Source organism: Micromonospora sp. NPDC005257, assembly GCF_042872445.1.
Lineage (GTDB): Bacteria > Actinomycetota > Actinomycetes > Mycobacteriales > Micromonosporaceae > Micromonospora.
Window position 1 is genome coordinate 318,959 of record NZ_JBIAKL010000009.1, and the last position, 26,614, is coordinate 345,572.

A 26,614-nucleotide genomic window follows, 5' to 3' on the forward strand; every position below is an offset into this window, starting at 1 on the left:
ATGGACACCGTGCTGATCGAGGGGGACATCACCGCGCAGCAGGTCGACGCGATAGTCAACGCCGCCAATTCGTCGCTGCTCGGCGGCGGGGGAGTGGACGGAGCGATCCACCGGCGCGGCGGTCCGGCGATCCTGGAGGAGTGCCGGGCGTTGCGCGCCTCCCGCTACGGGCGCGGGCTGCCCACCGGCCAGGCCGTCGCCACCACCGCCGGCAACCTGCCCGCCCGCTGGGTGGTGCACACTGTCGGCCCGGTCTTCTCGCCGCGCGAGGACCGGTCCGCGCTGCTGCGCGACTGCTACGCCAACGGCCTGCGCGTCGCCGACGGGCTGGGCGCGACCGGGATCGCGTTCCCGCTGATCTCCGCCGGGATCTACGGCTGGCCGGTCGAGGACGCGGTGGCGCAGGCGCTCACCGTGCTGCACGCGGCCACGCCGGCGCACGTCACCGAGGCCCGGCTGGTGCTGTTCGGCGCCGACACGTACGCCACGGCGGTGCGGGTGGCCGCCGGGCTCAGGTGAGCGTGCGCCGGCACGACCACTGGCTGTCCACCGGCCGGTAGCCGAGCCGCTCGTTGATCGCCAGCATCGGCGCGTTCGCCTCGTCGTTGGAGGTGTACGCGGTCCGCACCCCACGCCGCGCGGCGACGTGCAGTGCGGCCTGCTTGGTCAGCCGGGCCAGCCCTCGCCCTCGGTAGGCGGGCAGGGTGCCGGTGAAGTCCGACCACATCCGGTCCCCGTCCCGCTTCACCAGGCTCAACGCCACGAGTTCGCCGCCCACCTCGGCGACCGTGCTGGCCTTGCGGTCCAGCCCCGGGTTGTCCCAGCACTCGTGCCGCCACAGCTCGAAGTCGAGGGAGTCCGTCGGCACGTCCCCCGGCTCGTCCCGGGACGCCTCCGCGTCGACCCGGTGCACCTGGTGCGCGTCGAGCCCGGCGATCGCCCGCAGCCGTACGCCCGGCGGCGGTTCGGGCATCGGCGGGGCGGGGTCCAGGTCCAGCGCGGAGTAGCGCATTTCCCGGCTGGGGGTGAAGCCGTGCCGTTGCGCGAACGGCAGCGACTCGGTACGCGCGTGGATGAGCACCTGGGTGGTCCCGAGGGTCCGCAGGTGACCGAGCGCGGTGTCGAACAGCGCGGTGCCGGCGCCTTGGCGGCGGTGCTCCGGATGCACGTGCAGCAGGGCGATCTCACCCACGCCCGGTGTGGAGGTCTGCGTGTTGCGGAACGCCGACACCCAGCCGACGATCTGCCCGTCCGCCTCGGCGACCCAGCCGGCCCAGCCCTCACCGGGCGGCGGTTCGGCGATCATGCGGCGGGTCGACACGACGCCGCGCACCAGGTACGGATAGACGAGCGCACGCAACGCCACCACGGCGGGCGCGTCCTGGGCACGGGCGGGACGGATCGTGGCTTCACTCATCCGGCGGACCCTAGCCCTCGCGTCGGCCGCTCCGCGACCGGTTAACGCGCGGCGGGTGGTTAAGAGGGGCCCCCTGAGCCATTTTCATCCTGCGTATCGGTTGGCTTCGACGTGGTGCAGGACGAGGATGGCCCGCACGATGCCGCTCGCTCGGCGTGGGCAGCAGCGCAGCTTTGTCAGGATTTTCCAGGTCTTCCAGTGTGGCGATGGCGCGTTCGCCGCGGGCGCGGATCTTCGTGTGGGCGCGGTTGACGGCCTTCTGCCGGCGTGACAGCTTCGGCCGGAAGCGGCGTCGCTTGAACGGGGTGCGCGCGCTGCCGCGGGCGCCTTGATAGCCCTTGTCCGCGAAGGTCATCACGTCGGCGTTGGTCAGGGCGTCGATGATGCCGTGGGTGCGGGCGGCGTTCAGGTCGTGCGTCGAGGCGGGCAGCGCGGCCGAGGCCCAGACGAGACGCCCGGCTGCGTCGGCGATGACCTGCACGTTGACTCCGTGACGTTTGTGTTTTCCGGAGTAGTACGGCTTCTGGTTGGCGACCCGGTCGATCGGGATCAGGGTGCCGTCGAGGATTGCGTAGGCGAGCAGCCGGATCCTGGTCATGGCCGTGGCCAGGTCGCCGGCGGTCGCGGCGGGCAGGTCGATGGCCTCGCGGACATCACGCCAGGCGGTCGTGACGCTGATCTCGAATCCGGTGGCCAGGCAGGTCAGGGTGTCGCCGTTGCGCAGGTGGGCCAGGGCGAGCAGGGCTTGCCGGCCGGGGTCGAGGCGTCGCCACCGGGACCGTCGCTGCTGGCGGCGGGTTCGGATGAGGGCGGGCGAGGTGGTTCAGGCTGCGGGTGGACAACGGAATCGCGGCAGGGTAAGACAGCACAGCGAGGCTCCCGGTTGAGGCATCTGATCTTGGCCGATTGCTGTCTTACCGGGAGCCTCGTCCCTGCATAGACACCGGCCTCCCACACCGCCCGTTACCTGCACCGCCACGATGAAAATGGCTCAGAGGCAAGTTGAACGCCGAAAGATCGAGCTGGAACCCAGCCGGCCCTCACCCGGGATCCAACTGGAATCTCTGCCCAGGAACGCGCACCCACAGTCCACACCTGGCGGATATGTCAAGCAATCGTGGACGGCCAGCCATCGACCACCAGCGAGAGGACCGGGAGATCTACCATGACCGCGAAATCCAACTCCGACGCGACGACGCCGGACCTCGGCCCACTCAGCTTCAAACTGTGGTTTCCTCAGTGGGAAACAGTACAGGGCAATCTGCACTGCAGATTCTATGTCACAACGGCTGGATTAACTCAACTGCACGAAGGAAGCGCAGACTGCATGACTCATTTCCTGGCCGATCTCGCGCATCCCGACACGCAGGTCACCGACTGGTGCGTCAACCGGCACAGGACTACATACTTTTCGGATTATCCACACGCCGCCAACTGGCAGGATCGACTGACACTAACCTGGGCCGTCGAGGTTCAAACTGACCTGAAAGCAGATCCCGAGGACGCTGGAACACATTCTCCCGGCCCGCATGGAAGCTATGCCTACGACATTACCTTCGAGGACGAAGATGACGCCTGGGAACGGACACGCGAGCGCGTGCTCGTCATCGCCGGCACCCCTTACGGCACTCAGATCGACGAAGCCTCGCTCAATCTTGGTCAAACCTTACGCGCACTGAGCATCCCGGCTTTCCAGGGAATGACCGTCTTGGACCTGGGCGAACTAGATCTTCCGGAAGATCTACCGCAGGTCGATCACGTCCTCGATCAGTGCAGCGAGAGAGGGCTTTGCACCAACTGGAAGAATCCGGTTCCGCCGTGGGACCGGTGATGCTTTTCGCAACCCACTCTCAATCCACGACAGACGATCGCCGGGTTGGCCTTGTACAGGCGGCCTCGACATCGATGCCACACTCGGCCAAACCGGCGTGGACCGTCTGCACGGCTTCCGATTCGGAAGCGAGCTCCACCAAGTCGGCGATCCAGAAGTCCAAGGCCAGGTGGTCAGCCGTGCCGAGCTCGAGGCTGCCCTTGCTCCCGCCGGTGGCGCTCACCGCGGCGGCCGGATGACACTCCACATTGTTGAGAGCGGCAACGACTGAAGTGTCCGCGCCACGGCCGGCAAAGGGCACCAGACACGCCACCGCCGAGAATGGCAAGGACCGGATCGCAAAGGGCTCGGAAGGCCTCTCCTGGTACGCAGCCGAAGATCTCACAGCCTTCCAACCGTGGAATCATCGACCACTCCTTTGCCCGGCTCGCCCAGGACAAGCCGGGCGGAGGCGGGGACCTACGCACCACGTACGCCAAGTAGGTCGCCTCAGCAAGGTCCCAAGAAACCTGGAGCAAGTTGAGTTCCATCCTGACCAGATCATTGCCGAGGACCCGGGACAATAACCATGGCAGCCGAACGACGTGACACCTACACCGCCATCGCCACACAGGCACAAATGCTTTACGATCAGGGTGCCCCCCCTGGCGAAGCCCTGCGTCAATGCTACGGCGTCGACCTGCCCGATGAGATCTTCATCATCGCCGACTCCGAACTCAGGACACGCGCGCCATCCATCCGATTCCCCATCCAGCCGTGGCGACTGATCCCACGTCCGGGCAGCATCGAGATACCGCGCGAACCGACCGGGTCGGACAGCATCGAGAAGGAACTCTTCCGTCGCGACTCGGACCTGTTTCCGCTGGCCTTCCTGACCAGGAGGGAAGCCCGGCACGGCGACGTCCTGGTCTGCTACCGGATGAGTGAACTCGCGGCCGGCCGCCATACGGTCCACGGAGTCCCCGGCGTGACTTACCGCGTCCCCGCCTCGCTGGATGTCAGATCCGCCCTCATTTCCCTCGGAAGTTCCTTGTTAACTGTCCTGCACGAGTATTTCACGGACATTTTCGAGAGCTTGGAGGCAGAAGCAGACAAGGAACGGGCATGGGGCACGGACGCGATCGACGATGAATCACTCGACCGCGCAAAGGGGTTCGTCGACCTGATCGAGGAGTTGCTGCGCAGAAGCCGCACCTGAGCCATGGGGAAGGCTGATCTCTGTGTCCAGACCGAACGCTCGTGGTCGGGCTCGGCGTCGCGCAGGTTCGCCAGCGCCTCGGCACGGGCCTCCAACGCAGCACAATGCTCATCTTCCGGTGGACGAGAGATCTCTTCTCTCAGCAGGTCTAATACAGAAATACCAAGGTGTTCCAGATCCCCAAAATCAAGGCAAGGATCGGGTGTGGACTACCGCTGCGTGACAGAAGAAACGCCGGCAACGACGCAGGTAAGAAGTGGAGGCTTGGCTCAAGCAGGCCAAGGTCTAATCGAAGCCGGACAACAGTTCAGGAGCTGATCTCAGATCAGAATGTGGCGGAGCTTATCTGCCGCGCTGATGGCGCCAGTCGGCGACTCATCGATCAAGCGCCATTGCGCGAGGAAGGCGACGGTGTCGTCGACGGCAGCCTGGCTGCGGGCGAGTTCAATGTCGCGGGCGCGAGATTTCCTGACATCCTCGTGATCGGCGCTACTGTGCAGTTCGTCGAGGCGTTGCCGCAGCAGCGACCGCAGATCATCTCGCGTCGCCTCAGTCACATCGTTTCGCAATATGGTGGCAAGGCGGAAGGCGATGGCATCCAGGTTCGGCATGACGAGGGCGTGCAGCGGTGGTGCCGACTTGGCGGTTTCACGGATAGCAACGACCAGCGCGTTCAATCGTTGCAGTTCGACGTCCTCCGAGCTTCTCGGATCGAGCCACAACTGCGTACCTGAAACGACGACGGCGATCTTCCGAAAGGTGCCGCGCCGCCCGCGCGACAGGCTGCGGTCGCGATACTGAATCAACAGCGGTTCCAGCGTGACCAGAAGCGCTTCCATGCCGGTCTCGTCAATTATCTGATCGGAGCAGCTGCCCCTGCTCGACTCAGGGAGTAGAGGGGTGTCGCGCAGGCGGTCACGCACCGCTGGCCAGAGTGGCTCGGCCAGGTTGAGTCGGAATATAAATCGATGGTTTCCATCGAAAGCCTGGATCTCCGTCGCGCGCCGATAGGTCCAAATCGCCATTGCTGCCTTCTCTGGGTTGCGGTGTCCCGCCGGGTGGTGACATATGCCCTGAGGTTGTCCGAGATGGGCCCGCGGCCGAGCTCCTTCGAGGCGTATCGGCCAAGGGTAAACGATCGTCGGCCACGGCCCGGTGCTCGGTCGTAAAGTGTTCGATGGCGAGCCTGAACGTGGCGGTTCCGACGCCCCTGATGCCCGCATTCGCAACGTACGGAGGGATGTAGAGGTCCAATGCCAGCGTCGGCAGCGGCTCAGAATCGGGTGTGGGCGTCATGGGTTTCACGTAGGCCTCACCGAGGAAGATGCCCTTGGAAGCCGGCTCGCTGTACCCCACCGATCTTCGCCGCAGGATCGACGTGTAGGCCGAGCGTCCTGTAGGCAAGCCTCGGGTTACACGAAGATGGCCTTCAAGATTGTTTCCCAAGAGCTCCGTGCCTGCGGAAACGGTTCCGGATCGACCTCTTGGATTTCTCGCAGCAGGCGCTGCACGTACCCATCTGTTCGCTCTTCTTCGGGCCCGCCCTGTTCCTCGAATGAGTTGATCTCAAGCTGGATGCGGCGGAGGAATTCGACGAATATGTCCAGCTTGCTGTTGATGAGCCTTGCGCGTCCCCTCCATCCATGAGTGGACGGTGCCTGTGGCTCCGTCGAGGAGGATGATCCCCGCATTCGGTCCTGGTCCGAGGGAAAACATGTCGTCCACTTCTATGACCTCGGATCGTCCGCGCTCCCGGGTGCCTTCTCCTTTGGTGATGAGTCGTCGGTGGATCGCGCTGAGAAAAATCTCGTACCCAACTGCTCTGGTAGGCCGACATTCACCAGCGAATCCGCTGATTCCTGATCTGCTACTCTTCCTTGCAATTGGTTCACGTCTACCTTGAGGCATTTTCATCGTGGCGATGCAGGTCGCGGAAGGCTTTGGTCTGATGTGGACATGGGGCGAGGCTCCCGGTAAGACAGCAGTCGACCAAGATCCGATGCCCCAACCGGGAGCCTCGCTGTGCTGTCTTACCCTGCCGCGATTCCGCTGTCCACCCGAACCCTGAACCACCTCTCCGACCTCATCCGCCGCCACCGCGACCAGCACCGATCACGATGGCGTCGCCTCGATCCCGGCCGGCAGGCCCTGCTCGCCCTGGCCCATCTGCGCAACGGCGACACCTACGCCCGTCTGGCCTGGGGGTTCCAGATCAGCATCGCCACCGCCTGGCGGTACGTGCGCGAGGCCGTCGACCTGCTCGCCGCGACCGCCGATGACCTGAACACCGCGATGGCCAGGATCCGCGTTCTGGCGTACGCAATCCTCGACGGCACCCTGATCCCGGTCGACCGGGTCACCGACCAGAAGCCCTACTACTCCGGGAAACACCGGCGCCACGGCGTGAACCTGCAGGTCATCGCCGACCCAGCAGGTCGGCTGATCCGGGTGTCCGCAGCCCTGCCCGGTTCCACCCATGACCTGACCGCTGCCCGCACCCACCAGATCATCGACACGCTGAGCAGCGCCAACGTGATGACCTTCGCCGACAAGGCATACCAAGGCGCCCGCGGCAGCATCAGGACCCCGTTCAAACGCCACCGCCACCGGCCGAAACTGTCCCGTCGGCAGAAAGCGGTCAACCGCTCACACGCGCGTATCCGCGCCCGCGGTGAACGCGCCAACGCCACCGTCAAAACCTGGAAAATCCTAGCCAAGCCGCGCTGCTGCCCCCGCCGAGCCACCGCGATCACGCAGGCCATCCTCGCCCCTGCACCACGTCGAAGCGGACCGCTACGCAGGATGAAAAAGGCTCCCTGTTATGCGGAATGCGTTAACAGGGGGCCCCTCCTTACGCGGACTCGCGCCGCACCAGTTCGGTCGGGAGCAGCAGCGCCGGCTCGATCCGCTCGCCCGCCGCCATCCGCAGCAGCTGCCGGGTCATCGATCGGCCCAGTTCCACTATCGGCTGGCGCACCGTGGTCAGCGGCGGCTCGGTGTACGCGGCCGTCTCGATGTCGTCGAACCCGATCACCGCCACGTCCTCGGGCACCCGCCGCCCGGCCTCCCGCAGCGTACGCAGGGCGGCGTGCGCCATCAGGTCGGAGGCGGCGAACACGGCGTCCAGCTCCGAGTCGGCGGCGAGCAGTTCGCGCATCGCGGCGGTGCCCGACTCGCGGGTGAAGTCGCCGTACGCGACCAGCTCGGGCAGCCCGGCGTCGGTGAGCGCGTTGCGGTAGCCGATCAGCCGCTCGATCCCGGCGACCATGTCCTGCGGCCCGGCGATGGTGGCGATCCGCCGCCGTCCGCTGGTGATCAGGTGCTGGACCGCTGTGCTCACACCGCCGGTGTGGTCGACGTCGACGTACGGCACGTCGGCGCCGTCGAGCGGCCGCCCGCTGCACACCACCGGGATGCCGAGGCGGGCCAGCCGGCCGGGCAGCGGGTCCTCGCCGTGCAGCGAGGCGAACAGCACCCCGTCGACGTGCCGGCCGGTGGTGTACCGCTCGACCCGGTCGTGCCCCGCCGGTGAGCCGGCGAGCATCAGCACGAGCTGCTTGTCCGCCGCCTCCAACTCCTGCGCCGCGCCCCGGATGATGCCCGGGAAGACCTGGTCGTCGGAGAAGACCCGGGTGGCCGCCTCGGGCAGCACCAGCGCCACCGAGTCGGTCCGCTGGGTGACCAGGCTGCGCGCGGCCAGGTTCGGGACGTACCCGAGTTCCTCGACCGCGCGGCGCACCGCCAGCCGGATCGGCTCGGCCACCGTGGTCGAGCCGTTCACCACCCGGGAGACCGTGGCCCGGGACACGCCGGCCCGCCGGGCCACCGCCTCCAGGGTCGGCCGTTGTGCCGTCGTCATCCCCGTTCCCACCATTTCGTCACAGCCCGTTCCGGGCGATCACCTCCTGGTACCAGCGTGCGCTGCGCTTGGGTGTGCGCCGCTGGGTCAGGTAGTCGACGTGGACGATCCCGAACCGCTTCCGGTAACCCTCGGCCCATTCGAAGTTGTCCAGCAACGACCATACGAGATAGCCGCGCAGGTCCACTCCGCGGGCGAGGGCCCGGTGCGCGGCACGCAGGTGCCCGTCGAGGTATGCGGTCCGGTCGGCGTCGGCCACCCGGCCCTGTTCGTCGCGGTCGGTGTCCGGGAACGCCCCGCCATTCTCGGTGATCATTAGCGGTAGCCCGGGGTGGTCGGCGGCCACCCGTTCCAGCAGCCGGGTGAGCCCGTCGGGTTCGATCGCCCAACCCATGTCGGTGAGCGGTCCGGCCGCCGGGAGGACCTCGACCGCCCCGGCGGTGCCCGGGTACACCTCGCTGCCCGCGCCGTCGGCCCGCCCGGCCACATAGGTCGGCGCGTAGTAGTTCAGGCCGAGCAGGTCCAGCGGCGCGGCGATCGCCTTCTCGTCGCCGTCGCGGATGAAGTCCGGCGTGGTGAACCGGCTCAGGTGCGCCCGCATGTCCTCCGGGTAGCCGCCGCCGGTCAGCGGGTCCAGGAAGATCCGGTTGTGCAGGCCGTCCACCAGTCGTACCGCCTCGGCGTCGGCCGCGCTGGCGGGGTCGGCGGGTTGCACGTCGGCCAGGTTGAGCGTGATCCCGAGGGTCTGTGCGCCGGCCGCGCGCAACGCCCGCGCCGCCAGGCCGTGGCCGAGCAGCAGATGGTGTACGGCCCGGAAGGCGTCCCCGGCGTCGCGCCGGCCCGGGGCGTGCAGCCCGCAGCCGTACCCGAGGTAGGCCGAGCACCACGGTTCGTTGAGTGTGGTCCAGGTGCGGATGCGGTCGCCGAGGCGGCCGTGCACGGCCAGCGCGTACTCGACGAAGTGTTCGGCGGTCTCCCGGACGGTCCAGCCGCCCCGGTCCTCCAACGCCTGCGGCAGGTCCCAGTGGTAGAGCGTGACGATCGGGTCGATGCCGGCGTCCAGCAGCGTGTCGGTGAGCCGGTCGTAGAAGTCCAGCCCGCGCGGCTCGACCGGGCCGGTGCCGTCGGGTCGCACGCGCGGCCAGGACACCGAGAACCGGTACGCGCGCAGCCCCAGATCGGCCATCAGCGCGACGTCCTCGGCGTACCTGTGGTAGTGGTCGCAGGCCACGTCGCCGGTGTGGCCGGCGTGCACCGCGCCGGGCGTGCGGCTGAAGGTGTCCCAGATCGACGGGCCGCGGCCGTCGTCGCGGGCGGCGCCCTCGATCTGGTACGCGGCGGTGGCCGCCCCCCAGACGAAGCCGTCCGGGAATCGCAGCTCGCTGTTCGCGCTCACGCCTTGACCGCACCTTCCATGATTCCGCCGATGATCTGGCGGCCGAAAACGATGAATACCAGCAGCAGCGGCAGCGTGGCGATGGCCGTGCCGGTGAACACCTGCGACATGTCCTGGTAGTACCCGTCGGAGAGGGCCCGCAGCGACAACTGCACCGTCGGGTTCTCCGGGTCGTTCAGGACCGCGTACGGCCACAGGAAGTCGTTCCAGGTGGTCATGAACGTGAGCAGGCCGAGTACGGCGGCGGCCGGGCGCAGCGCGGGCAGCACCACGTTCCAGTAGATCCGCACCGTGTTGCAGCCGTCCATCCGGGCCGCCTCGACCAGTTCGGTGCTGACCGCCTGGCCGGCGTACTGGCGCATCATGAAGACCCCGAAGCCGGTGACCAGCGCCGGCACGATCACGGCGGGCAGCCGGTCGTTCCAGTTCAGCTTCGTCATCAGCAGGTAGAGCGGGATCACGCCGAGCTGGGTGGGCACCATCATGGTGGCGACGATGACCAGCAGCAGCGCGTTGCGGCCACGGAAGCGCAGCTTGGCGAACGCGAACCCGGCCAGGGTGGAGAAGAACACCACCGAGATCGTCACGGTGGTGGCCACGATCGCCGAGTTGATCAGACCGGTCAGGAAGTACGCGTCGGTGTTGTCGAACAGGCGGGCGATGTTGGCGCCCAGGTTGCCGCCGGGGGTGAGCGGCGGCGGCACCTGTCCCATCGTGTCGCTGGTGCGGCTGGCGACCACGAACATCCAGTAGATCGGGAAGATCGACAGGACGGCCGAGAGCATCAGCGCCAGATAGGTGAGCCGGCTTGCCGACCAGAGGCGGGTCATCGGGAGACCTCCTTGCGGGAGCCGCCGCCGAGCCGGCGCAGGAGCAGGACGTTTATCGCCGCGACCACGGCGATCAACGCGAACAGCAGCCAGGCGACGGCCGAGCCGTAGCCGAAGTTGTAGTGCGGCGCGAAGGCGTTCTCGAACATGTACATGGTCACCGTCTGGGACTCCCGCAGCGGCCCGCCGCGGATCGCGTTGGTGCCGGAGTTGAACATGCGCGGCTCGGTGAAGAGCTGGAGGCCGCCGATGGTGGAGATGATGACCGCGAAGATGATCGTCGGCTTGAGCAGCGGCACGGTGATGGACCAGAACTGCCGGGCCCGGCCGGCGCCGTCGATCGCCGCCGACTCGTACAGGTCGCGGGGGATGGCCTGCATGGCGGCCAGGAAGATCAGCGCGTTGTAGCCGGTCCAGCGCCAGTCGACCATTGTCGAGATGGCGATCCAGGCGGCGAACCGGTTCGCCTTCCAGTCGATCGCGTTGATCCCGATGTGGTCGAGCAGCCAGTTGATCATGCCGAACTCGCGGCCGAACAGCACCGCGAACACGATCGCCACGGCGGCGGTCGAGGTGACGTTCGGGATCAGCACCGCCATCCGCCAGGTCGTACGGGCCCGCAACTGCCGGTTGAGCAGGTTGGCCAGCCAGAGCGCGGCGAGCAACTGGGGGACCGTGGAGATCACGAAGATGCCCAGCGTGTTCACCACCGAGTGCCAGAAGTCCGTGTCGGCGAGCAGTTGGGTGTAGTTGTCGAAGCCGATGAACGGGTGTTCGGCGCCGAGCAGGTCCCAGTCGTGCAGCGAGACCCAGAACGTGTATGCCAGTGGATAGGCCCCGAAGACGCCGAACAGCAGGAAGAACGGGGCGACGAACAGGTACGGCGAGTACTTGGTGTCGAGCCGGCTGAGCCGGTTGCCCAGGCCGGGACGGGTGGGGCGGGGTGCCGGTGCGACCGGCGGGCGGGCGTCGAGCTGGACGGCCATGACCCGGGACTCCTTTCCGCCGTGCGGGCGGCCCCCGTGGCCGGGTGGCCGCCCGCACGCGCTGCTCGGGTTACTTGGCGGCGGCCTTCTCGGCGTTGGCGACCGCGTCGGTCCAGCCCTGCTCCGGGGAGCGCTTGCCCAGCTCCACGCTGCGGACGGCGTTCTCCACCTCGGTGCGTACGGCCTGGTTCTTCGGTCCCATGTAGACCGGCTTCAGGCTCTTGGCGCCGGTGGCGAAGATCTTGCCGACGGGCGCCTCGGAGAAGTAGGCGTTCTTCGAGTCGACGATCGCCGGGTCCTCCAGCGCCTGCGGCGAAGAGGGCAGGGGACCCTTCGCCTTGAACGCGCCGATCTGACCCTTGGCGCTGGTCAGGAACTTGGCCAGCTCGATCGCCTCGGCCTGGTGCTTGCTCTGCTTCGGCACGGCGAGGAACGAGCCGCCCCAGTTGCCGCCGTTGCCGGGGATCTGGGCGATGTCCCACTTGCCCTTGGCGGCGGCACCCGCGTTGCCCTCGATGACGCCGGTCATCCAGGCCGGGCAGGCGATGGTGGCGAACTTCGACTGCTTGAACGCCGACACCCACTCCTCGGACCAGGAGCCGTACTTGCCGGAGAGCCCGGAGTCGATGATGTCCATCGTGGTGTCGTACGCCTGCTTCACCGCCGGGTTGCCGCCCACGACCAGGTTGTTGCCGGTGTCGTAGTAGCTGTAGCCGCTGCTGTTACCGGCGGTCTGGAGCAGGATGGTGTTGAACGTGTTCGTCGCGGCGTCCAGGAACGCCGCACCCGTCTTCTTCGCGGTGAACTGCTCGCCGACCTTGATGTAGTCCTGCCAGGTGGGCCAGAGCTTGGACACCGCCTCCCGGTCGGTGGGCAGGCCGGCCTTGGCGAACAGGTCCTTGCGATAGCACATGGCCATGCCGCCGACGTCGGTGCCGAGGCCGATGAGCTGCTTGCCGTCGGCGGTGAGCCCCTGGTTCCACTTCCAGTCGAGGAAGTTGCCCTTCAGGTCGGCCGCGCCGTGGTCGAGCAGGTTGACGAAGTTCTGCGGGTTGGCCTTGTACTCGACGAGCAGGCCCTCCTCGATGGCGACCACGTCACCGGCGCCCTTGCCCGCGGCGAGCCACTGGGTGAGCTTCGGCGAGTACTCGTCGAGGTTGCCGCCGGTGCCGCGCTCGACGATCTTCACGCCGGAGTGGCTGGCCATGTACTCCTGGTAGAGATCGGCGTAACCGAACTGGCCGAAGACATCGACGGTGAGCGTTATCGGCCCGTCGGCGGCGGCGTCGTCGTCGCCGCCGCAGGCGGTGGTGCCGAGCAACGCGGTGGCGGCGACCAGGGCCACCGCCGCCAGGCGGCGGCGCGTGAAGGTGAGCATGGCTGTCCTGACCTCTCGGGTCGTCGTATCGGGTGGTGGAGGGCGGTTCCGGAACCAAGAGAGCGCTCTCACGACAGCGTGGGGGAGCCCCGTGGACCTTGTCAAGAGAGCGCTCTCAGCGGTTGTGAAAAAGAAGGAGAGGGGCGGTCGCCGCCCCTCTCCGCCGGGTGCCCCTCGTCAGCCGGCCCGCAGGCCGCCCAGCAGGGCGGGATCACCCGCCACGTCCAGCGCGTCGAAGCTGATCCGGCCCATCAACGCCAGCAGCAGATCGCTCGCCGTGCCGGACACCTGCGCCCGCGCCCGGTGGTCGTCGTGGTCGAGGATCGTCGCGGTGTCCAGCAGCGCGACCCCCTCGCCCCGCAACCGCAGGTACCACTCCTGCGCGGCGTCGGTCGCGCTGAGATGCACCACGCCGTGCCACTGCCCGGGCTGCACGCGCCGTCCCGCCGGCAGCCAGGTGTCCAGCACCTCGCTCACCCCGTCGGCCGCGAGCTTCGCCTCGATCGGATCACCCGCACCGATCGCGAGCTGGGCGTCCCAGCGGTGCACGGCGGTCTCGTGCGCGACCCGGCGCGGCCAGAAGGCCGCCTTCTTCGGCTGGGGCGCGAAGTTCCAGGCCGGCGCCTCCGGATCCGTCGCCTCCAGCAGCGCGCTGACCCGCTCGTACTCCCGCGTGTACCACTGCGCCGCGGTCAGGCCCGCGGGCGGCTCCGGGTCGTGCCGCTCCGGGCGGGTCGTCCCGCCGGCGGTCAGCACGGTGCCCACCCACAGGTAAGCGCGGGTCAGGTGATGAGCGAGGTCGGTGACCGTCCAGCCGGGACAGGACAGCACGGGTGTCTCGGGCGGAGCCTCCGTCACCGCCGTGGCGAAGGCGGGGCCCTCCGCGCGCAGCGCGCCGATCCAGAAGTCCTTCGTGTGGTGCAGTCTGCTCATCGCCATCCTCCCGGGGGTGACCGGGCCACCAGTGGGTGCTCCGGCTACCCCTCAGCCTAGGGTGAAAGGCGTGTCAGACGTCTACGCCGAACCGGCGACTGCCGGCGACCCGACCGATCCGGCCACCCTGGCGCGCTACACCACGCTCCGGCTCGGCGGCCCCGCCGGGCGGCTTGAGGTCGCCGGGGATGCCGCCCAGATCGTACTGAAGGTGCAGGAAGCGGAAGCCCGTGAACAGGCGGTGCTGGTCCTGGCGGGCGGCAGCAACGTCGTGATCGGCGATCAGGGCTTCCCCGGCACCGTCGTGCTCGTCCGCTCCCGGGGGTTCCAGACCGTCGCCGAGGACGGCGACACCGTCACGGTACGTGTGCAAGCCGGCGAGCCGTGGGACGACCTCGTCGCCGCCACCGTCGAACGCGGCTGGTCCGGGCTGGAGTGCCTCTCCGGCATCCCCGGGTCGGCCGGCGCCACCCCGATCCAGAACGTCGGCGCCTACGGCCAGGAGGTCGCCGAGACGATCGTCGCCGTCGAGGCGTACGACCGCACTCGCCGCGAGGTGGTGCGGATCGCCGCGGCGGACTGCGGGTTCGCCTATCGGGGCAGCATCTTCAAGTACAGCGACCGCTGGGTGGTGCTCACCGTCGACTTCCGGCTCACCCGGTCCCCGCTCTCCGGCCCGGTCCGCTACGCCGAACTGGCCCGGGCGCTCGGCGTCGAGGTGGGCGACCGGGTGCCGCTCGCCGACGCCCGGGCCACCGTGCGCGAGCTGCGCGCCGGCAAGGGCATGGTGCTCGACCCGGCCGACCCGGACACCTGGTCGGTGGGCTCGTTCTTCACCAACCCGGTGCTGCCGCTTGAGGCGTTCGAGCAGGTACGGGAACGTGCCGCCGACCTGGGGCAGCCGCCGCACTGGCCGGGCGCCGACGGCACGGTGAAGCTCAGCGCGGCGTGGCTGATCGACAAGGCCGGGTTCGGCAAGGGGTACGCGGGCCCGGAGGGCGTCGCCATCTCCAGCAAGCACACGCTGGCGCTCACCAACCGCTCCGGCACCGCAAGCACTGCCGCGCTGGTGGCGCTGGCCCGGGAAATCCGCGACGGCGTGCAGTCCCGCTTCGGCGTGCCCCTGCACCCCGAACCAGTCCTCATAAACTGCACAATCTGACCCGCTCACCCACCACCCCGGCGATCTTGCGCTTTCGGCCCTCGGCGCGGATGATTCGCCCGCTTTGCCGGGGCAGCAAGTGCAAGATCAACGTCAGCGGGGGGATACGGCGGGCCAGGGGAGGGTCAGGTAGCCGTGACGCCAGGTGCGGGGGGTGTCCTGGATCGGCCAGCCCGCCTCCTTCACCGCCGCGGCCGTACGCAGCCAGCGCTGGCGAGGGCCGAACGGGGCGTAACCGGCGGCCGAGCGCCAGGCGTGTTCCAGCGCCTCGATCAGGTCGTGGATGCGTTCACCCGGCACGTTGCGGTGGATCAGCGCCTTGGGCAGCCGCTCGGCGAGCGTCGCCGGGCTCTCCAGCGTGGCCGGTTTCGCCGACAGGGTGAGCGTGCGCGGGCCGCCGGCGTCCAGCAGCACCCACGAGCCGAGCCGCCCCAGCTCGTCGCAGGTGCCCTCGACCAGCAGCCCGCCTGGCGCGAGCCGCCCGGTGACGGTACGCCAGGCGTCGGCCACCTCGCTCTCGTCGTACTGACGCAGGACGTTGAACGCCCGGACCAGCGCGGGACGCAGTCCGGCCAGCTCGAAGCCGCCCCGGGCGAACGTCAGCCCCGGTGGGTCGGCGGCGGGACGGGCGTCGGCGACGCGTACCGGATCGATCTCCAGGCCGACCACCCGCACGTCGGCGCGGACCCCGGCCGCGAGACGGGCCCGCAACTCGACCGGGGTGACCGGGGTGGCGCCGTAGCCCAGGTCCACCACGAGCGGGTCGGCGGCGGCGCGCAGCGCGTCGCCGCAGGTCTCGACGATCCAGTTGTCCACCCGCCGGAGCCGGTTGGGGTTGGTGGTGCCCCGGGTGGCCACGCCGAGCGGACGCTCCATCAGTGCCTCCGGGTCAGCGACTGCGGGGCTCGCAAGACCGGCTCACTCCTCGCGCTTCACGACGTCCGGTGCACCTTGTGCTGCGCGGCCTGAGCCAGCGGGCGGACCACGAGCCGGTCGATGTTGACGTGGTGGGGGCGGGTCGCGCACCAGGCGACGCAGTCGGCCACGTCGTCGGCCACGAGCGGCTCGGCGACTCCGGCGTACACCGCCTCGGCCCGGTCGGCGTCGCCGCCGAAGCGGACCAGGCCGAACTCCTCGGTCTTCACCATGCCGGGGTCGATCTCGACCACCCGGACCGGCCGGCCGCACAGTTCCAGCCGGAGCGTGCCGGCGATCGCGGTCTGCGCGTGCTTGGCGGCCGTGTAGCCGCCGCCGCCCTCGTAGACCACGTGCCCGGCGGTGGAGCTGACGATGACGACCGTGCCGGTGCCGGAGCGCTCCAGCGCCGGGAGCAGCGCCTTGGTGACGCGCAGCGTGCCGAGCACGTTCACGTCGTACATCCATTGCCAGTCGTCCACGTCGGCGGACTCGACCGGGTCCAGGCCGCGCGCGCCGCCGGCGTTGTTCACCAGCAGCGTGACCGGCCCGGGCGCGGCCTCGGCGGCGGCGGCCAGGCCGGCCACCGACTCGTCCGAGGTCACGTCGCAGGCCACCGCTGTCGCCGCGCCGCCGGCCGCCTCGATCTCGGCGACCAGCGCGGCCAGCCGGTCGGTACGCCGGGCGGCGGCCAGCACATGGAAACCCTCGGCGGCGAGCCGGCGGGCGGTGGCCGCGCCGATGCCGCTGGACGCCCCGGTGACGATGGCGACTGAAGTCATCCGGTCATTGTCTCCCGTCGCCGGGCCGGGCCGGGGGATGAGGTCCGTCACGCCCGGGACCCGGCGGAAAGCATTTCCGTACCCCGATGGGGAAGATGACATCCGGCACACGGGTTGACCGAGAAGCGCCGGTCGTGCGGGACGGCATCAACCGTGACAGAGGGAGCGGACGTGGCGGATTTGCACACCGGTGTCGGTCGTCAGCGAGGTGCCCTTCCGTGGCCGCGGCCCCGCCGTATCGCCACCCTGTCGGTGCACACGTCGCCGCTGCACCAGCCCGGCACGGGCGACGCGGGCGGCATGAACGTCTACATCCTGGAGGTGGCCCGGCGGCTGGCCGAGGCCGACGTCGAGGTGGAGATCTTCACCCGGGCCACCGCCGGTGACCTGCCCCCGGTGGTCGAGGTGGTGCCCGGCGTGTCCGTCCGGCACGTCACCGCCGGGCCGCTGGAAGGGCTGACCAAGGAGGAGCTGCCGGGTCAGCTCTGCGCCTTCACCGCCGGGGTGCTGCGGGCCGAGGCCGCCCGCCCGCCGGGCCACTACGACCTGATCCACTCGCACTACTGGCTCTCCGGGCAGGTCGGCTGGCTGGCCAAGGAGCGCTGGGGCGTACCGCTGGTGCACACCGCGCACACCCTGGCCAAGGTCAAGAACGCCCGCCTCGCCGCCGGGGACCGTCCCGAGCCGAAGGCGCGGGTGATCGGCGAGGAACAGGTGGTCACCGAGGCGGACCGGCTGGTCGCCAACACCCGGGTGGAGGCGCGCGACCTGCTCGACCGGTACGCGGCCGCCCCGGACCGGGTGGCGGTCGTGGAGCCCGGCGTCGACCTGGACCGGTTCCGCCCCGCGACCGGCGACCGGGACGCCGCGACCCGGGCCGCGCGCCGCCGGCTCGGCCTGCCGACCGACGGGTACGTGGTCGCGTTCGTCGGCCGGATCCAGCCACTCAAGGCGCCGGACGTGCTGGTCCGCGCCGCCGCCGCGTTGCGCGAGCGGGACCCGGCGCTGGCCGACGAGCTGACCGTGGTGATCTGCGGCGGGCCGAGCGGCAGCGGCCTGGACCGGCCCACCGCCCTGATCGAACTGGCGCACGCGCTCGGCATCGCCGACCGGGTGCGTTTCCTCCCGCCGCAGACCGGCGCGGACCTGCCCGCCCTCTACCGTGCCGCCGACCTGGTCGCGGTGCCGTCGCACAACGAATCGTTCGGGCTGGTCGCGCTGGAGGCCCAGGCGTGCGGCACGCCGGTGCTGGCCGCCGCCGTGGGCGGCCTGGTCACCGCGGTGCGCGACGGCGTCAGCGGCGTGCTCATCGACGGGCACGACCCGGTCGACTGGGCCCGGGCGCTGGCCCGCCTGCTGCCCGATTCGGTACGCCGTGCCGCGCTGGGCCGGGGCGCCGAACGGCACGCCCGGGACTTCTCCTGGCAGCGCACCGCCTCCGGCCTGCTCGCGGTCTACGGGGAGGCGATCACCGAGCACCGGGCCCGGCTGGCGCGGCGGTGCGGCGACCCGGCCCTGCTGTGCTCCTGGTGACCCGCCGGCCACCGGGCGGCCCCGGTCCGCCGGTCGTAGAGTGGGTGCGATGAGTCGCAGGAGTGAGGTCGCCGCGCTGATCGAGTCCGTCTGCGCGGAGCGTGAGCTGGAGTGGGAGTCCACGGGCGAGGCGTCGTACGCGGTGACGCTGCCCGGCACGCACAAGCTCAAGACGATCTGCAACCTGATCGTGGGTGAGCACGCGCTGCGGGTCGAGGCGTTCGTGATGCGCCAGCCCGACGAGCGCCGCGAGGAGCTGTGGGCCTGGCTGCTCCAGCGCAACGCCCGCATGTACGGCGTCTCGTTCTCCATCGACTCGGTCGGCGACGTCTACCTGACCGGGCGGGTCAACCTGGCCGGGGTCGACGCCGACGAGCTGGACCGGCTGCTCGGTTCCGTGCTGACGTACGCCGACGAGTCGTTCGACAGCATGCTGGAGATCGGCTTCGGCACCGCCATCCGCCGGGAGTGGGAGTGGCGGGTCAAGCGCGGCGAGTCGACGGCGAACCTGGCCGCGTTCGCGCACCTCTTCGAGCCCTCCGCGACTGCCGGTTCGTCCGCCGGAGGTTCGGAGCCCTCCTGACGGGTATGCCGCCCCGCGCGGTGCGGAGCACTGGGACCCACCGCGGGCCGAGGACGGACTGTCGAGGAGCGTGTCCCATGGCTCAGCGCAACAGCTCAGGTCGCGGCACGACTGCGACCCGGACCAAGCGGCAAACCGGCAATCAGACGCCGAACACCCCGAGGGTGTCGGAGTCGGCGATCTCCCGGATGAAGGTCGACGACCTCCGCAGCCAGCTCAAGCGGCGCGGGGTCTCCGGGATCTCCGCGCTGCGGAAGCCGGAACTGGTGAAGACCCTGGCGCGGACCATGCGCGGGGAGGGCGGCGCCTCCCGGCGGAGCACCGGCCCGGCCGGCCGGCCGTCGGCGACCCGCAAGAGCACCGCCGCCAAGAAGACCACTGCGGCGAAGCGGACCACGTCGGCCCGCCGGGGCGCCACGTCGCCGGCCAAGGCCGCGCCGGCCGCACGCGCCACGGGTGCCAGGGCCAAGGCGTCGGGTACGCGCAAGGCGGCACCCGCCCGGGCCAAGGCGACCCCGGCACGGGCCAAGGCGACCTCGTCGCGGGCGACGACGTCCCGCGCGAAGGCTGCCCCGTCCCGCGCGAAGGCTGCCCCGTCCCGCGCGAAGGCGGCACCCGGCCGCGCCACAGCCGCATCCTCCCGTGCGAAGGCCGCGCCCGCTCGGGCGAAGGCGGCTCCGTCGCGGGCGAAGGCGGCTCCGGCTCGGAAGGCGTCGTCCGCCCGGGCGCAGGCAGCGCCGACCCGTGGCCCGGCGTCCAGCCGGTCGATCGGATCGTCGCAGCTCATCACGTCGCTCGCGGACCGGCCGGAGCGTCCGGGCCGGAGCCTGGTCACCCGCAACCACGAGGTGATCCAGCGCTGGGCGCGGGCGCGGGGCGCGAAGCCCGCCACCATCGCCGGTACCGAGCGCGAGGGCCGGCCCGGGGTGCTCACGTTCAACATCCCCGGTTACCGGGAGAGCAGCCGGATCCGCGAGATCAGCTGGGACGACTGGTTCCGCACGTTCGACCTGCGGCGGCTGAACCTGATCTATCAGGAGCAGATGCGGGACGGCCGGCAGAGCAACTTCTTCCGGACCGAGAACCCGAATCGCGAGGACGGCTGAGGTTTACGGGAATGGCGGACGGGAACGCCGTGTTTGCCACTCCAGGGACGACAACAGGGTCAGGCGGGTTTCCGACAGGGCGCTGTGACGGGCAAGACAGCGATCTGGGTTGAATCCGGAATCCGGGCGAACTAACTTTATTGCACCGCGTCACGCTTGTTTCCGTTCGGGGGAGCGGTGGATCGATCAGGTCCGCGCAGGCGAGATGCGAAGATCGGGTGGAGCACACCGTTGGGGGATGGTGCCACCCGTGGAACCGGCGGCGCGAGCGGGCGACGCTTACGGGGGTGAGTGTCGCCCGCCGCCGCCGGGCGTACGGTATGAGCGCCCATCTCGACGGAGGTCGGGGTGGGCGCTCTGCCGTTGTCTCCCCGAGCCCGTTCAGTCGGTGACGCCGATCGGCTCCGCAGCCGCCGCCCGTAGCGCGGCGACACGCCGTTCCCGGCCCGGCCCGGCGAGCAGGTGCCCGGTGGCGGCCAGCAGGCCCAGCGCGCCCACCACCCGCCAGTGCCGCTCGCCGAGGTGTTCCAGGCTGTGTCGTCCCACCATCGCCGCAGGCCGGGCACACGTTCCTCCAGGAACGTTTCCTTGCGGTTCCTTCCCGTACCGTATCCATCCGCCTCGGGGCGGTCGCGTCGGGGCGTACTCAGGAACCGGCGCGGACCGGCTCGGCGGGTCCGGTCGCCGCGGCCTCGGCCGCCTCGGGCGCCGGGGCGGCCGTGACGCTGACCGGCGCGACCGGCGTGCCCACGGCGCGCAGCGCTACCGCGCGGCGTTCCCGGGCCGGGCCGGAGACGAGGTGGGCGACCGCCGCCACGACGCCGATGCCGGCGCAGCCGAGCCAGAGCGCGCTGTTGCCGGCGTTCTCGCGGACCAGGCCGCCGAGGATCGGCGCGGCGGCGCCGGCGAGCTGCCAGGACAGCGAGAAGACGCCCTGGTAGCGGCCGCGCAGCGCGGCCGGGGACAGCTCCGCGATCAGGGTGGCGTTCGACGGCGAGTTGAGCATCTCGCCGACGGTCCAGATCAGCACGGTCAGGCCGTAGAGCCAGACCGTGTCGGCGAACGCGGTGAGCCCGAACCCGGCACCCATCACGAGCGCCGCGAGCGCCAGCACGTGCGAGCGGCTGCGGCCCTTGATGAGCCGGGGTACGAACAACTGGCCGAACACGATGAGCACGCCGTTGAGCGCGATCACCGAGCCGTACGTGGCCGGGCTGAGCCCGGAGTCGCCCATCGCGATCGGCAGCATCGAGATGTGCTGGAGGAAGACGAGCGCGGCGAGCAGGTTGAGCGCGACGAAGCCGAGGAACACCCGGTCGGCGAGGATGGTGCGCAGCGCGCCGGCCGGCGCGTTCATCCCCTTGGTCGGGAGCACGGTGACCGGCCCGCGGGTCTCGCCGACCTTGGCGAAGATGATCAGCGCTGTCACCAGCGTGGTGGTTGCGTTGACCAGGAACAACAGCAGATAGCTGCCCTGGGCGGCGAAGCCGGCGAGCACCGCGGCGCAGGCGAATCCGAGGTTGATGGCCCAGTAGTTCAGCGAGAAGGCGCGCAGCCGGTCCTTGTCCGGCACCACGTCGACCATCATCGCGCCGAAGGCCGGGCGGGCCGCCTCGGCGAACGTGCCGAGCAGCAGCGCGCCCACCGCCACCGCCCACAGCGGGCGGGCGAAGCCCAGCGCGACCATCATGCCGGCCGCGCCGACGTGCGCGGTGAGCAGTGTGGGCCGCCGGCCCCAGCGGTCGGTCAGGGTGCCGCCGACTGTGGTGCCGACCGCGCCACCGGCACCCCAGAGGCCGATCACCAGGCCGGCCTGGGAGGCGGAGAAGCCGCGTTCCTGGGTCAGGTAGATGGCCAGGAAGATCAGCACGAACGAGCCGAGGCGGTTGATCAGCGAGCCGGCCCAGAGGTACCAGAACGTCCGTGGCAGGCCACCCGCCGTGTCCTGGAACCAGCCCCGTACCGTCCGCATCCCGACGCCCCCGATTGGTAATGACCGACCTCTGTAAGACGCCTTACAACCTAGTGCTGGGCCGGAGGTGAGGTCACCGGGTTTCCACGTGGTGGTCGTCACCACAGGTCGCCGCGTGCCCCTCGCCCGAGTACGGCAGGATGATCGGCATGACTGCGAGCGAGGGGCCCACCGTCGGGACGCTGGTCCTGCTGCGGCACGGCGAGAGCGACTGGAACGCCAAGAACCTCTTCACCGGCTGGGTCGATGTCGACCTGACCGCCAAGGGGGAGACCGAGGCGCGGCGCGGCGGCGAGCTGCTGCGCGAGCACGACCTGCTGCCGGACGTGGTGCACACGAGCCTGCTGCGCCGGGCGATCCGCACCGCCGAGCTGGCGCTGAACGCCGCCGACCGGCACTGGATCGCGGTGCGCCGGTCGTGGCGGCTCAACGAGCGTCACTACGGCGCCCTGCAGGGCAAGAACAAGAAGCAGACCCTCGACGAGTACGGCGAGGAGCAGTTCATGCTCTGGCGCCGGTCGTACGACACGCCGCCGCCGCCGATCGACGACGCGGACGAGTGGTCGCAGGTCGGCGACCCCCGGTACGCGCTGCTGCCGACCGAGGTGATGCCGCGCACCGAGTGCCTGAAGGACGTCGTCGACCGGATGCTGCCCTACTGGTACGACTCGATCGTGCCGGACATCCTGGCCGGCCGGACCGTGCTGGTGGCCGCGCACGGCAACTCGCTGCGGGCGCTGGTCAAGCACCTCGACCAGATCTCCGACGAGGCGATCGCCAAGCTGAACATCCCCACCGGCATCCCGCTGCGCTACGACCTGGACGCCGATCTGCGTCCGCACGTGCTCGGCGGGACGTATCTGGACCCGGCGGCGGCCAAGGACGCCGCCGCCGCTGTGGCCAACCAGGGCCGCTGAGACGGCGCGGGCGGGGCCTCCTCAGAGGCGGCCCCGCCCCCGGTGCTCAGGCGGATGTGGAACCGGTGATCAGGTAGACCACGTGCTCGCCCGCGTTCACCGCGTGGTCGGCGAAGCGCTCGTAGAAGCGCCCCAGCAACGTCGCGTCGATCGCCGTCTCCACCCCGTACGGCCAGTCGTCGCCGAGCAGCACGCCGAACAGGCTCTTGTGCAGGTCGTCCATCGCGTCGTCGTCACGGTCCAGCTCGGCGGCCACGTCGGCGTCCGGCTTGGCCAGCACCGAGCCGATCTTCTCGGCCATCCGGTCGGCGATCCCGGCCATGTCGGTGAAGACCGGCCGCAGCTCCGCCGGCACCGCCGGGGAGGGGTGCCGGCGCAGCGCCGTCTTCGCCACGTGGTCGGCCAGGTCGCCCATCCGTTCGAGATCGGCGGCCACGTGCAGCGCGGTGATCATCGCCCGCAGGTCGGAGGCCACCGGCGCCTGCCGGGCCAGCAGGTCACAGACCCGCTCCTCCACGTGCCGGTAGAGGTCGTCGATCTCGGCGTCCCGCGCGATCACCGTCTCGGCGGCCGTCCGATCGGCGGTGAGCAGCCCCTTCGTGGCCTGGCGCATGGCCGCGCGTACCGCCTCGGCCATGTCCACCAGCAACTGGCTGACAATCTGCAGGTCGGCCCGGAACTCGTCGCGCATCGTCACTTCCTGGGGTCGGTGCCGCGACCCCGGGGGTACGGCAGAAGCATGTGCGCGCCCACGCTAGGCCGAACGGCCGGCACCAGGGTGAACACGGATGAACGACGCGGGGCCCGCAGGTGAACTTTGCCGAAAGCGAGAGTGGTTCGTCCCTTTGTGACCGATCTCCGGGTCAACAATGACCCTACGATCGCCGGGTGGAATGGACGGTGGCCATCGCGGTGGCCGTAGCGCTGGTGACCGGGCTGGTCGCCGGGGCGGTGCTGTCCGGACCGGTTGACGATTGGCGGCGCCGGCGGGCGTCGGGGGGCGGCGGGACCAGCCGTGACGCAGGGAGGACGACGATTCCGGACGACCAGCAGGGGGGCCTCTCCGGGCTCGGCCGCAAGACGATCGACTCGCTGCGCGCCGGCGTGGTGGTGCTCGGCCCGGACGACGTGCCGGTGCTGGTGAACCCGGCCGCCCGGGCGATGGGTCTGCTCCGCGCCGGGGCGGCGCCGGGGTCGATCGCGGCGCACCCGTTGATCCGTACCCTCGCCGGGCAGGTCCGCCGCACGGGCGTGCGGCGCGAGATAGAGCTGGACCTGCCGCGGGGTCGCGACGGCGGTGGGGACAACCCGCTCGGCGTGCACCTGCGGGCGATGGGACTGGGCTCCGGCTATGTCTCGGTCGAGGCGGTCGACGTCACCGAGTCGCACCGTCTCGCGCGGGTACGCCGGGACTTCGTCGCGAACGTCAGCCACGAGCTGAAGACGCCGATCGGGGCGCTGCAACTGCTCGCCGAGGCGCTCGTCGACGCCACCGAGCCGGCCACCGGCGGCGCGCCCGACCTGTCCGAGGACCTGGTCGCCGCGCGGCGGTTCGCCGAGCGGATCCAGCACGAGTCGACCCGGCTCGGCCGCCTGGTGCAGGAGCTGCTGGAACTGACCCGCCTCCAGGGCGCCGAACCGCAGCCCGCCCCCGAGCCGGTCTCGGTGGACTGGGTGCTCGCCGAGGTCGTCGACCGCACCCGCACCGCGGCCACCGCGCGCCGGGTCGAAATCGCCGTCGGCGGGCAGCGGGGCCTGACCGCGTACGGCAGCGACAGCCAACTCGCCACGGCGGTGGCGAACCTGGTGGAGAACGCGATCAACTACTCCGCCGAGGACACCACGGTCCGGGTGACAGTGACCGGCGCCGAGGAGCACGTCGAGATCGCCGTGGCCGACCAGGGCATCGGCATCGCCCCGAACGAGGTCGACCGGATCTTCGAGCGTTTCTACCGGGCAGACCAGGCCCGCTCCCGGTCGACCGGCGGCACCGGCCTGGGCCTGGCCATCGTCAAGCACATCGCCAGCAACCATGGCGGCCGGGTCGACGTGTCGAGCACCCTTGGCGGGGGGTCGACGTTCACTCTCCGGCTGCCCGCACGCCCCCCGGACGACCTGGAGACGACACTCGCCTCCGCTGGGATCGAGGCCGGCCCGGCCGCGCTCCGGCAGGTCTGACCACAGGAAGGAAACACCCGTTGAGCCGCGTACTGGTGGTCGAGGACGAGGAGTCGTTCTCCGACGCCCTGTCCTACATGCTCCGCAAGGAGGGGTTCGAGGTCTCCGTCGCCGCGACGGGCCCCGCCGCCCTCACCGAGTTCGACCGGACCGGTGCCGACATCGTGCTGCTCGACCTGATGTTGCCGGAGATGTCCGGCACCGAGGTCTGCCGGCAGCTCCGCCAGCGCTCGCACGTGCCCATCATCATGGTCACCGCGCGGGACAGTGAGATCGACAAGGTGGTCGGCCTGGAGATCGGTGCCGACGACTACGTGACCAAGCCGTACTCGCCCCGTGAACTGGTCGCCCGCATCCGGGCGGTGCTGCGCCGGCGGAGCGCCGAGTCGAACGAGACGGGTGCGCCGACGCTCGCCGCCGGCCCGGTGCGGATGGACATCGAGCGGCACGTGGTGACAGTCGGCGGCGCCGGGGTGCAGCTCCCGCTCAAGGAGTTCGAGCTGCTGGAGCTGCTGCTGCGCAACGCCGGGCGGGTGCTCACCCGGGGGCAGCTGATCGACCGGGTCTGGGGCGCCGACTACGTGGGCGACACCAAGACGCTGGACGTGCACGTGAAGCGGCTGCGCTCCAAGATCGAGCCGGAGCCGTCCGCGCCGCGCTACATCGTCACGGTCCGGGGCCTGGGCTACAAGTTCGAGCCGTAGGCGGGCCTCGTCGATCAAAGGAGTTATGGCGCCGGATCAGCCCCGTCACGCGCCTTTCGCGAGGTGCCACAACTCCAAGATCACCGACCCGAGCGCCTTCGGGGGAGTTTCTCGGCGCCCTAACCCGCCCAGCGTTCTCTGAGTGCGCGATCTTGCACTTTGGTGCCTCGTAAACCGCGCGAATGGGACGTTCGCGTGGCCCGTCGGCGCCCGCTTCGCTCCCGTCCAGCCACGCCCTGCCCGAGGGTGTCGATCATGAACTTGGCGGCGCTGGGTGTCCTTTTTGTCGCAGCCAACCTCATGATCAACCCTGTGATGGGTGCCCGGGAGGATCTCTTCGGGGGTGATCAAGGAGTTTGTGGTCTCGTGGGCGCCCGGAAGGTGCCGCAAACTCCTTGATCACGGGCGTGGAGCGAGATGCCCGGGCTGGGCGCGGCGGGGATGCACTCGGCGGCGGCCCGGACGGCGGCTGCATCTGGTGTGTGTGGGAGGTGTGGGGCGGGGTGTCCGGTTCGGGGGTGGCCAGCGGCACTGTGGTGGCGGAATCGTGGGCGGGCCGGTGGCGTTGTAACCGGGTGACCGACCGAGCAAGGCCACGCCCCCAAGGGCGGCGGCGCCGGGTGTGGGAACAGCCCGGGGCTGCTGGTCGTTGAGTTCGGTTCCGACGCCGTGAACCCGCGCCGCCCCCCGGTGGCGTGAGGCGCCCGGGAATGACGCCGGGCCGCGGGTCGTTGGACATGCTTCCGGCGCCGCGCCGAGGCCCCCGCGCCCTCCGCGAGCAGCCGAGATCCCCCAAGACTTCTTCTGAGCGCCTGACGTGGTGCTCGCACCCGCGTCGACCCCCGTCGGTGTGGGCGTCGATCCCCCGAATGGAGCCCTCATCATGAACACGATTCTGCGGAAGAGCGTTCTGGGTGTTGCTGGTCTGGCTTTC

The 26,614-nt window shown here is 70.1% G+C and carries 25 protein-coding genes and 2 pseudogenes; 11 read left to right on the forward strand and 16 right to left on the reverse strand.

The window, feature by feature from the left end:
- Positions 1-519, forward strand: a complete 519-nt coding sequence (locus ACFYO8_RS20945; protein ID WP_354868510.1) for an O-acetyl-ADP-ribose deacetylase — start codon at positions 1-3, stop codon at positions 517-519.
- Here the strand turns inward: ACFYO8_RS20945 and ACFYO8_RS20950 are convergent.
- The gene (locus ACFYO8_RS20950; protein ID WP_354868507.1) at positions 512-1,417 is read right to left on the reverse strand and encodes a GNAT family N-acetyltransferase; all 906 of its coding nucleotides are present in this window, start codon (positions 1,415-1,417) and stop codon (positions 512-514) included. The genes ACFYO8_RS20945 and ACFYO8_RS20950 overlap by 8 nt on opposite strands.
- Positions 1,418-1,501: 84 nt before the next feature.
- Positions 1,502-2,286 (reverse strand): annotated as a pseudogene (locus ACFYO8_RS20955) (transposase family protein).
- A 296-nt stretch (positions 2,287-2,582) separates the two neighbouring features.
- On the opposite strand from ACFYO8_RS20955, the gene ACFYO8_RS20960 reads away from it, so the two are divergent.
- Complete coding sequence (locus tag ACFYO8_RS20960) at positions 2,583-3,248, forward strand: hypothetical protein (RefSeq protein ID WP_355015058.1); 666 nt, start codon at positions 2,583-2,585, stop codon at positions 3,246-3,248.
- Between the two features lie 19 nt (positions 3,249-3,267).
- On the opposite strand, the gene ACFYO8_RS20965 is transcribed toward ACFYO8_RS20960, so the two are convergent.
- Positions 3,268-3,561 (reverse strand): hypothetical protein, encoded by a 294-nt coding sequence (locus ACFYO8_RS20965; RefSeq protein ID WP_354868502.1) that lies wholly within the window; start codon positions 3,559-3,561, stop codon positions 3,268-3,270.
- A gap of 255 nt (positions 3,562-3,816) precedes the next feature.
- Here ACFYO8_RS20965 and ACFYO8_RS20970 point away from each other — a divergent pair, with 255 nt between their 5' ends.
- A complete protein-coding gene (locus ACFYO8_RS20970) occupies positions 3,817-4,446 on the forward strand; it encodes a hypothetical protein (protein ID WP_354868500.1) in 630 nt (209 codons plus the stop codon).
- 320 nt (positions 4,447-4,766) lie between these two features.
- Here ACFYO8_RS20970 and ACFYO8_RS20975 read toward each other — a convergent pair whose 3' ends face one another.
- Positions 4,767-5,471, reverse strand: a complete 705-nt coding sequence (locus ACFYO8_RS20975) for a hypothetical protein (protein WP_387257415.1) — start codon at positions 5,469-5,471, stop codon at positions 4,767-4,769.
- 387 nt (positions 5,472-5,858) lie between these two features.
- Positions 5,859-6,137 (reverse strand): SUKH-4 family immunity protein, encoded by a 279-nt coding sequence (locus ACFYO8_RS20980; RefSeq protein ID WP_354868494.1) that lies wholly within the window; start codon positions 6,135-6,137, stop codon positions 5,859-5,861.
- 331 nt (positions 6,138-6,468) lie between these two features.
- On the opposite strand from ACFYO8_RS20980, the pseudogene ACFYO8_RS20985 reads away from it, so the two are divergent.
- Positions 6,469-7,252: pseudogene (locus ACFYO8_RS20985) on the forward strand (transposase family protein).
- A 45-nt stretch (positions 7,253-7,297) separates the two neighbouring features.
- On the opposite strand, the gene ACFYO8_RS20990 reads toward ACFYO8_RS20985, so the two are convergent.
- From ACFYO8_RS20990 to ACFYO8_RS21015, 6 genes are all read right to left on the reverse strand, one after another.
- The gene (locus ACFYO8_RS20990; RefSeq protein WP_387189612.1) at positions 7,298-8,305 is read right to left on the reverse strand and encodes a LacI family DNA-binding transcriptional regulator; all 1,008 of its coding nucleotides are present in this window, start codon (positions 8,303-8,305) and stop codon (positions 7,298-7,300) included.
- A gap of 19 nt (positions 8,306-8,324) precedes the next feature.
- Positions 8,325-9,701 carry a GH1 family beta-glucosidase gene (locus ACFYO8_RS20995; RefSeq protein ID WP_354868489.1) on the reverse strand — a complete coding sequence of 459 codons (1,377 nt, stop codon included), beginning with the start codon at positions 9,699-9,701 and terminating at the stop codon, positions 8,325-8,327.
- Entirely contained in the window at positions 9,698-10,531 is an 834-nt protein-coding gene (locus ACFYO8_RS21000) for a carbohydrate ABC transporter permease (protein WP_354868486.1), read from the reverse strand. Before ACFYO8_RS21000 ends, ACFYO8_RS20995 begins: the two co-directional genes overlap by 4 nt.
- Positions 10,528-11,517, reverse strand: a complete 990-nt coding sequence (locus ACFYO8_RS21005; RefSeq protein ID WP_354868484.1) for a sugar ABC transporter permease — start codon at positions 11,515-11,517, stop codon at positions 10,528-10,530. Before ACFYO8_RS21005 ends, ACFYO8_RS21000 begins: the two co-directional genes overlap by 4 nt.
- Before the next feature lie 70 nt (positions 11,518-11,587).
- The gene (locus ACFYO8_RS21010) at positions 11,588-12,895 is read right to left on the reverse strand and encodes an extracellular solute-binding protein (RefSeq protein WP_354868482.1); all 1,308 of its coding nucleotides are present in this window, start codon (positions 12,893-12,895) and stop codon (positions 11,588-11,590) included.
- Positions 12,896-13,072: 177 nt separating this feature from the next.
- A complete protein-coding gene (locus ACFYO8_RS21015; protein ID WP_354868480.1) occupies positions 13,073-13,828 on the reverse strand; it encodes a maleylpyruvate isomerase family mycothiol-dependent enzyme in 756 nt (251 codons plus the stop codon).
- Positions 13,829-13,898: 70 nt separating this feature from the next.
- Here ACFYO8_RS21015 and ACFYO8_RS21020 point away from each other — a divergent pair, with 70 nt between their 5' ends.
- The gene (locus ACFYO8_RS21020) at positions 13,899-14,990 is read left to right on the forward strand and encodes a UDP-N-acetylmuramate dehydrogenase (protein WP_354868478.1); all 1,092 of its coding nucleotides are present in this window, start codon (positions 13,899-13,901) and stop codon (positions 14,988-14,990) included.
- Between the two features lie 93 nt (positions 14,991-15,083).
- Here ACFYO8_RS21020 and ACFYO8_RS21025 read toward each other — a convergent pair whose 3' ends face one another.
- Together ACFYO8_RS21025 and ACFYO8_RS21030 are read right to left on the reverse strand one after the other, a co-directional pair.
- Complete coding sequence (locus tag ACFYO8_RS21025) at positions 15,084-15,866, reverse strand: class I SAM-dependent methyltransferase (RefSeq protein WP_354868475.1); 783 nt, start codon at positions 15,864-15,866, stop codon at positions 15,084-15,086.
- A gap of 56 nt (positions 15,867-15,922) precedes the next feature.
- The gene (locus ACFYO8_RS21030; RefSeq protein ID WP_354868473.1) at positions 15,923-16,687 is read right to left on the reverse strand and encodes an SDR family oxidoreductase; all 765 of its coding nucleotides are present in this window, start codon (positions 16,685-16,687) and stop codon (positions 15,923-15,925) included.
- 171 nt (positions 16,688-16,858) lie between these two features.
- On the opposite strand from ACFYO8_RS21030, the gene mshA reads away from it, so the two are divergent.
- From mshA to ACFYO8_RS21045, 3 genes are all read left to right on the forward strand, one after another.
- Positions 16,859-18,220, forward strand: a complete 1,362-nt coding sequence (gene mshA, locus ACFYO8_RS21035; protein ID WP_355015054.1) for a D-inositol-3-phosphate glycosyltransferase — start codon at positions 16,859-16,861, stop codon at positions 18,218-18,220.
- A 49-nt stretch (positions 18,221-18,269) separates the two neighbouring features.
- Positions 18,270-18,803, forward strand: coding sequence for a YbjN domain-containing protein (locus ACFYO8_RS21040; RefSeq protein WP_354868468.1), 534 nt, complete (start codon positions 18,270-18,272; stop codon positions 18,801-18,803).
- Positions 18,804-19,090: 287 nt separating this feature from the next.
- Positions 19,091-19,909, forward strand: coding sequence for a hypothetical protein (locus tag ACFYO8_RS21045; RefSeq protein WP_387189696.1), 819 nt, complete (start codon positions 19,091-19,093; stop codon positions 19,907-19,909).
- 381 nt (positions 19,910-20,290) lie between these two features.
- Here the strand turns inward: ACFYO8_RS21045 and ACFYO8_RS21050 are convergent, their stop codons facing one another.
- Both ACFYO8_RS21050 and ACFYO8_RS21055 read right to left on the reverse strand, forming a co-directional pair.
- Positions 20,291-20,458 (reverse strand): hypothetical protein, encoded by a 168-nt coding sequence (locus ACFYO8_RS21050; protein ID WP_387257417.1) that lies wholly within the window; start codon positions 20,456-20,458, stop codon positions 20,291-20,293.
- A gap of 97 nt (positions 20,459-20,555) precedes the next feature.
- A complete protein-coding gene (locus ACFYO8_RS21055; RefSeq protein ID WP_354868462.1) occupies positions 20,556-21,881 on the reverse strand; it encodes an MFS transporter in 1,326 nt (441 codons plus the stop codon).
- A gap of 149 nt (positions 21,882-22,030) precedes the next feature.
- On the opposite strand from ACFYO8_RS21055, the gene ACFYO8_RS21060 reads away from it, so the two are divergent.
- Positions 22,031-22,798 carry a phosphoglyceromutase gene (locus tag ACFYO8_RS21060; protein ID WP_354868460.1) on the forward strand — a complete coding sequence of 256 codons (768 nt, stop codon included), beginning with the start codon at positions 22,031-22,033 and terminating at the stop codon, positions 22,796-22,798.
- Between the two features lie 46 nt (positions 22,799-22,844).
- Here the strand turns inward: ACFYO8_RS21060 and phoU are convergent, their stop codons facing one another.
- Entirely contained in the window at positions 22,845-23,489 is a 645-nt protein-coding gene (phoU, locus tag ACFYO8_RS21065; RefSeq protein WP_354868458.1) for a phosphate signaling complex protein PhoU, read from the reverse strand.
- Positions 23,490-23,752: 263 nt separating this feature from the next.
- Between phoU and ACFYO8_RS21070 the strand changes: the two genes are divergently transcribed.
- Positions 23,753-24,976: a sensor histidine kinase gene (locus tag ACFYO8_RS21070; protein WP_387189699.1), complete on the forward strand. Its 1,224-nt coding sequence runs from the start codon at positions 23,753-23,755 to the stop codon at positions 24,974-24,976.
- Positions 24,977-24,996: 20 nt separating this feature from the next.
- Positions 24,997-25,680 (forward strand): response regulator transcription factor, encoded by a 684-nt coding sequence (locus ACFYO8_RS21075; RefSeq protein WP_354868456.1) that lies wholly within the window; start codon positions 24,997-24,999, stop codon positions 25,678-25,680.
- Positions 25,681-26,614: the final 934 nt, after the last annotated feature.

Excerpts from the sequence above, each read along its gene's own strand:
- ACFYO8_RS21055 (WP_354868462.1), bottom strand. The coding sequence starts at position 21,881 with ATGCGGACGGTACGGGGCTGGTTCCAGGACACGGCGGGTGGCCTGCCA.
- ACFYO8_RS20950 (WP_354868507.1), bottom strand. The coding sequence starts at position 1,417 with ATGAGTGAAGCCACGATCCGTCCCGCCCGTGCCCAGGACGCGCCCGCC.
- ACFYO8_RS21010 (WP_354868482.1), bottom strand. The coding sequence starts at position 12,895 with ATGCTCACCTTCACGCGCCGCCGCCTGGCGGCGGTGGCCCTGGTCGCC.
- ACFYO8_RS21050 (WP_387257417.1), bottom strand. The coding sequence starts at position 20,458 with ATGGTGGGACGACACAGCCTGGAACACCTCGGCGAGCGGCACTGGCGG.
- ACFYO8_RS21015 (WP_354868480.1), bottom strand. The coding sequence starts at position 13,828 with ATGAGCAGACTGCACCACACGAAGGACTTCTGGATCGGCGCGCTGCGC.
- ACFYO8_RS21045 (WP_387189696.1), top strand. The coding sequence starts at position 19,091 with ATGCGCGGGGAGGGCGGCGCCTCCCGGCGGAGCACCGGCCCGGCCGGC.
- ACFYO8_RS20945 (WP_354868510.1), top strand. The coding sequence starts at position 1 with ATGGACACCGTGCTGATCGAGGGGGACATCACCGCGCAGCAGGTCGAC.
- ACFYO8_RS21005 (WP_354868484.1), bottom strand. The coding sequence starts at position 11,517 with ATGGCCGTCCAGCTCGACGCCCGCCCGCCGGTCGCACCGGCACCCCGC.
- ACFYO8_RS21030 (WP_354868473.1), bottom strand. The coding sequence starts at position 16,687 with ATGACTTCAGTCGCCATCGTCACCGGGGCGTCCAGCGGCATCGGCGCG.
- ACFYO8_RS20990 (WP_387189612.1), bottom strand. The coding sequence starts at position 8,305 with ATGACGACGGCACAACGGCCGACCCTGGAGGCGGTGGCCCGGCGGGCC.
- ACFYO8_RS20970 (WP_354868500.1), top strand. The coding sequence starts at position 3,817 with ATGGCAGCCGAACGACGTGACACCTACACCGCCATCGCCACACAGGCA.
- ACFYO8_RS21040 (WP_354868468.1), top strand. The coding sequence starts at position 18,270 with ATGAGTCGCAGGAGTGAGGTCGCCGCGCTGATCGAGTCCGTCTGCGCG.
- ACFYO8_RS21025 (WP_354868475.1), bottom strand. The coding sequence starts at position 15,866 with ATGGAGCGTCCGCTCGGCGTGGCCACCCGGGGCACCACCAACCCCAAC.
- ACFYO8_RS20975 (WP_387257415.1), bottom strand. The coding sequence starts at position 5,471 with ATGGCGATTTGGACCTATCGGCGCGCGACGGAGATCCAGGCTTTCGAT.
- ACFYO8_RS20980 (WP_354868494.1), bottom strand. The coding sequence starts at position 6,137 with ATGCGGGGATCATCCTCCTCGACGGAGCCACAGGCACCGTCCACTCAT.
- ACFYO8_RS21060 (WP_354868460.1), top strand. The coding sequence starts at position 22,031 with ATGACTGCGAGCGAGGGGCCCACCGTCGGGACGCTGGTCCTGCTGCGG.
- phoU (WP_354868458.1), bottom strand. The coding sequence starts at position 23,489 with ATGCGCGACGAGTTCCGGGCCGACCTGCAGATTGTCAGCCAGTTGCTG.
- ACFYO8_RS20960 (WP_355015058.1), top strand. The coding sequence starts at position 2,583 with ATGACCGCGAAATCCAACTCCGACGCGACGACGCCGGACCTCGGCCCA.
- ACFYO8_RS21000 (WP_354868486.1), bottom strand. The coding sequence starts at position 10,531 with ATGACCCGCCTCTGGTCGGCAAGCCGGCTCACCTATCTGGCGCTGATG.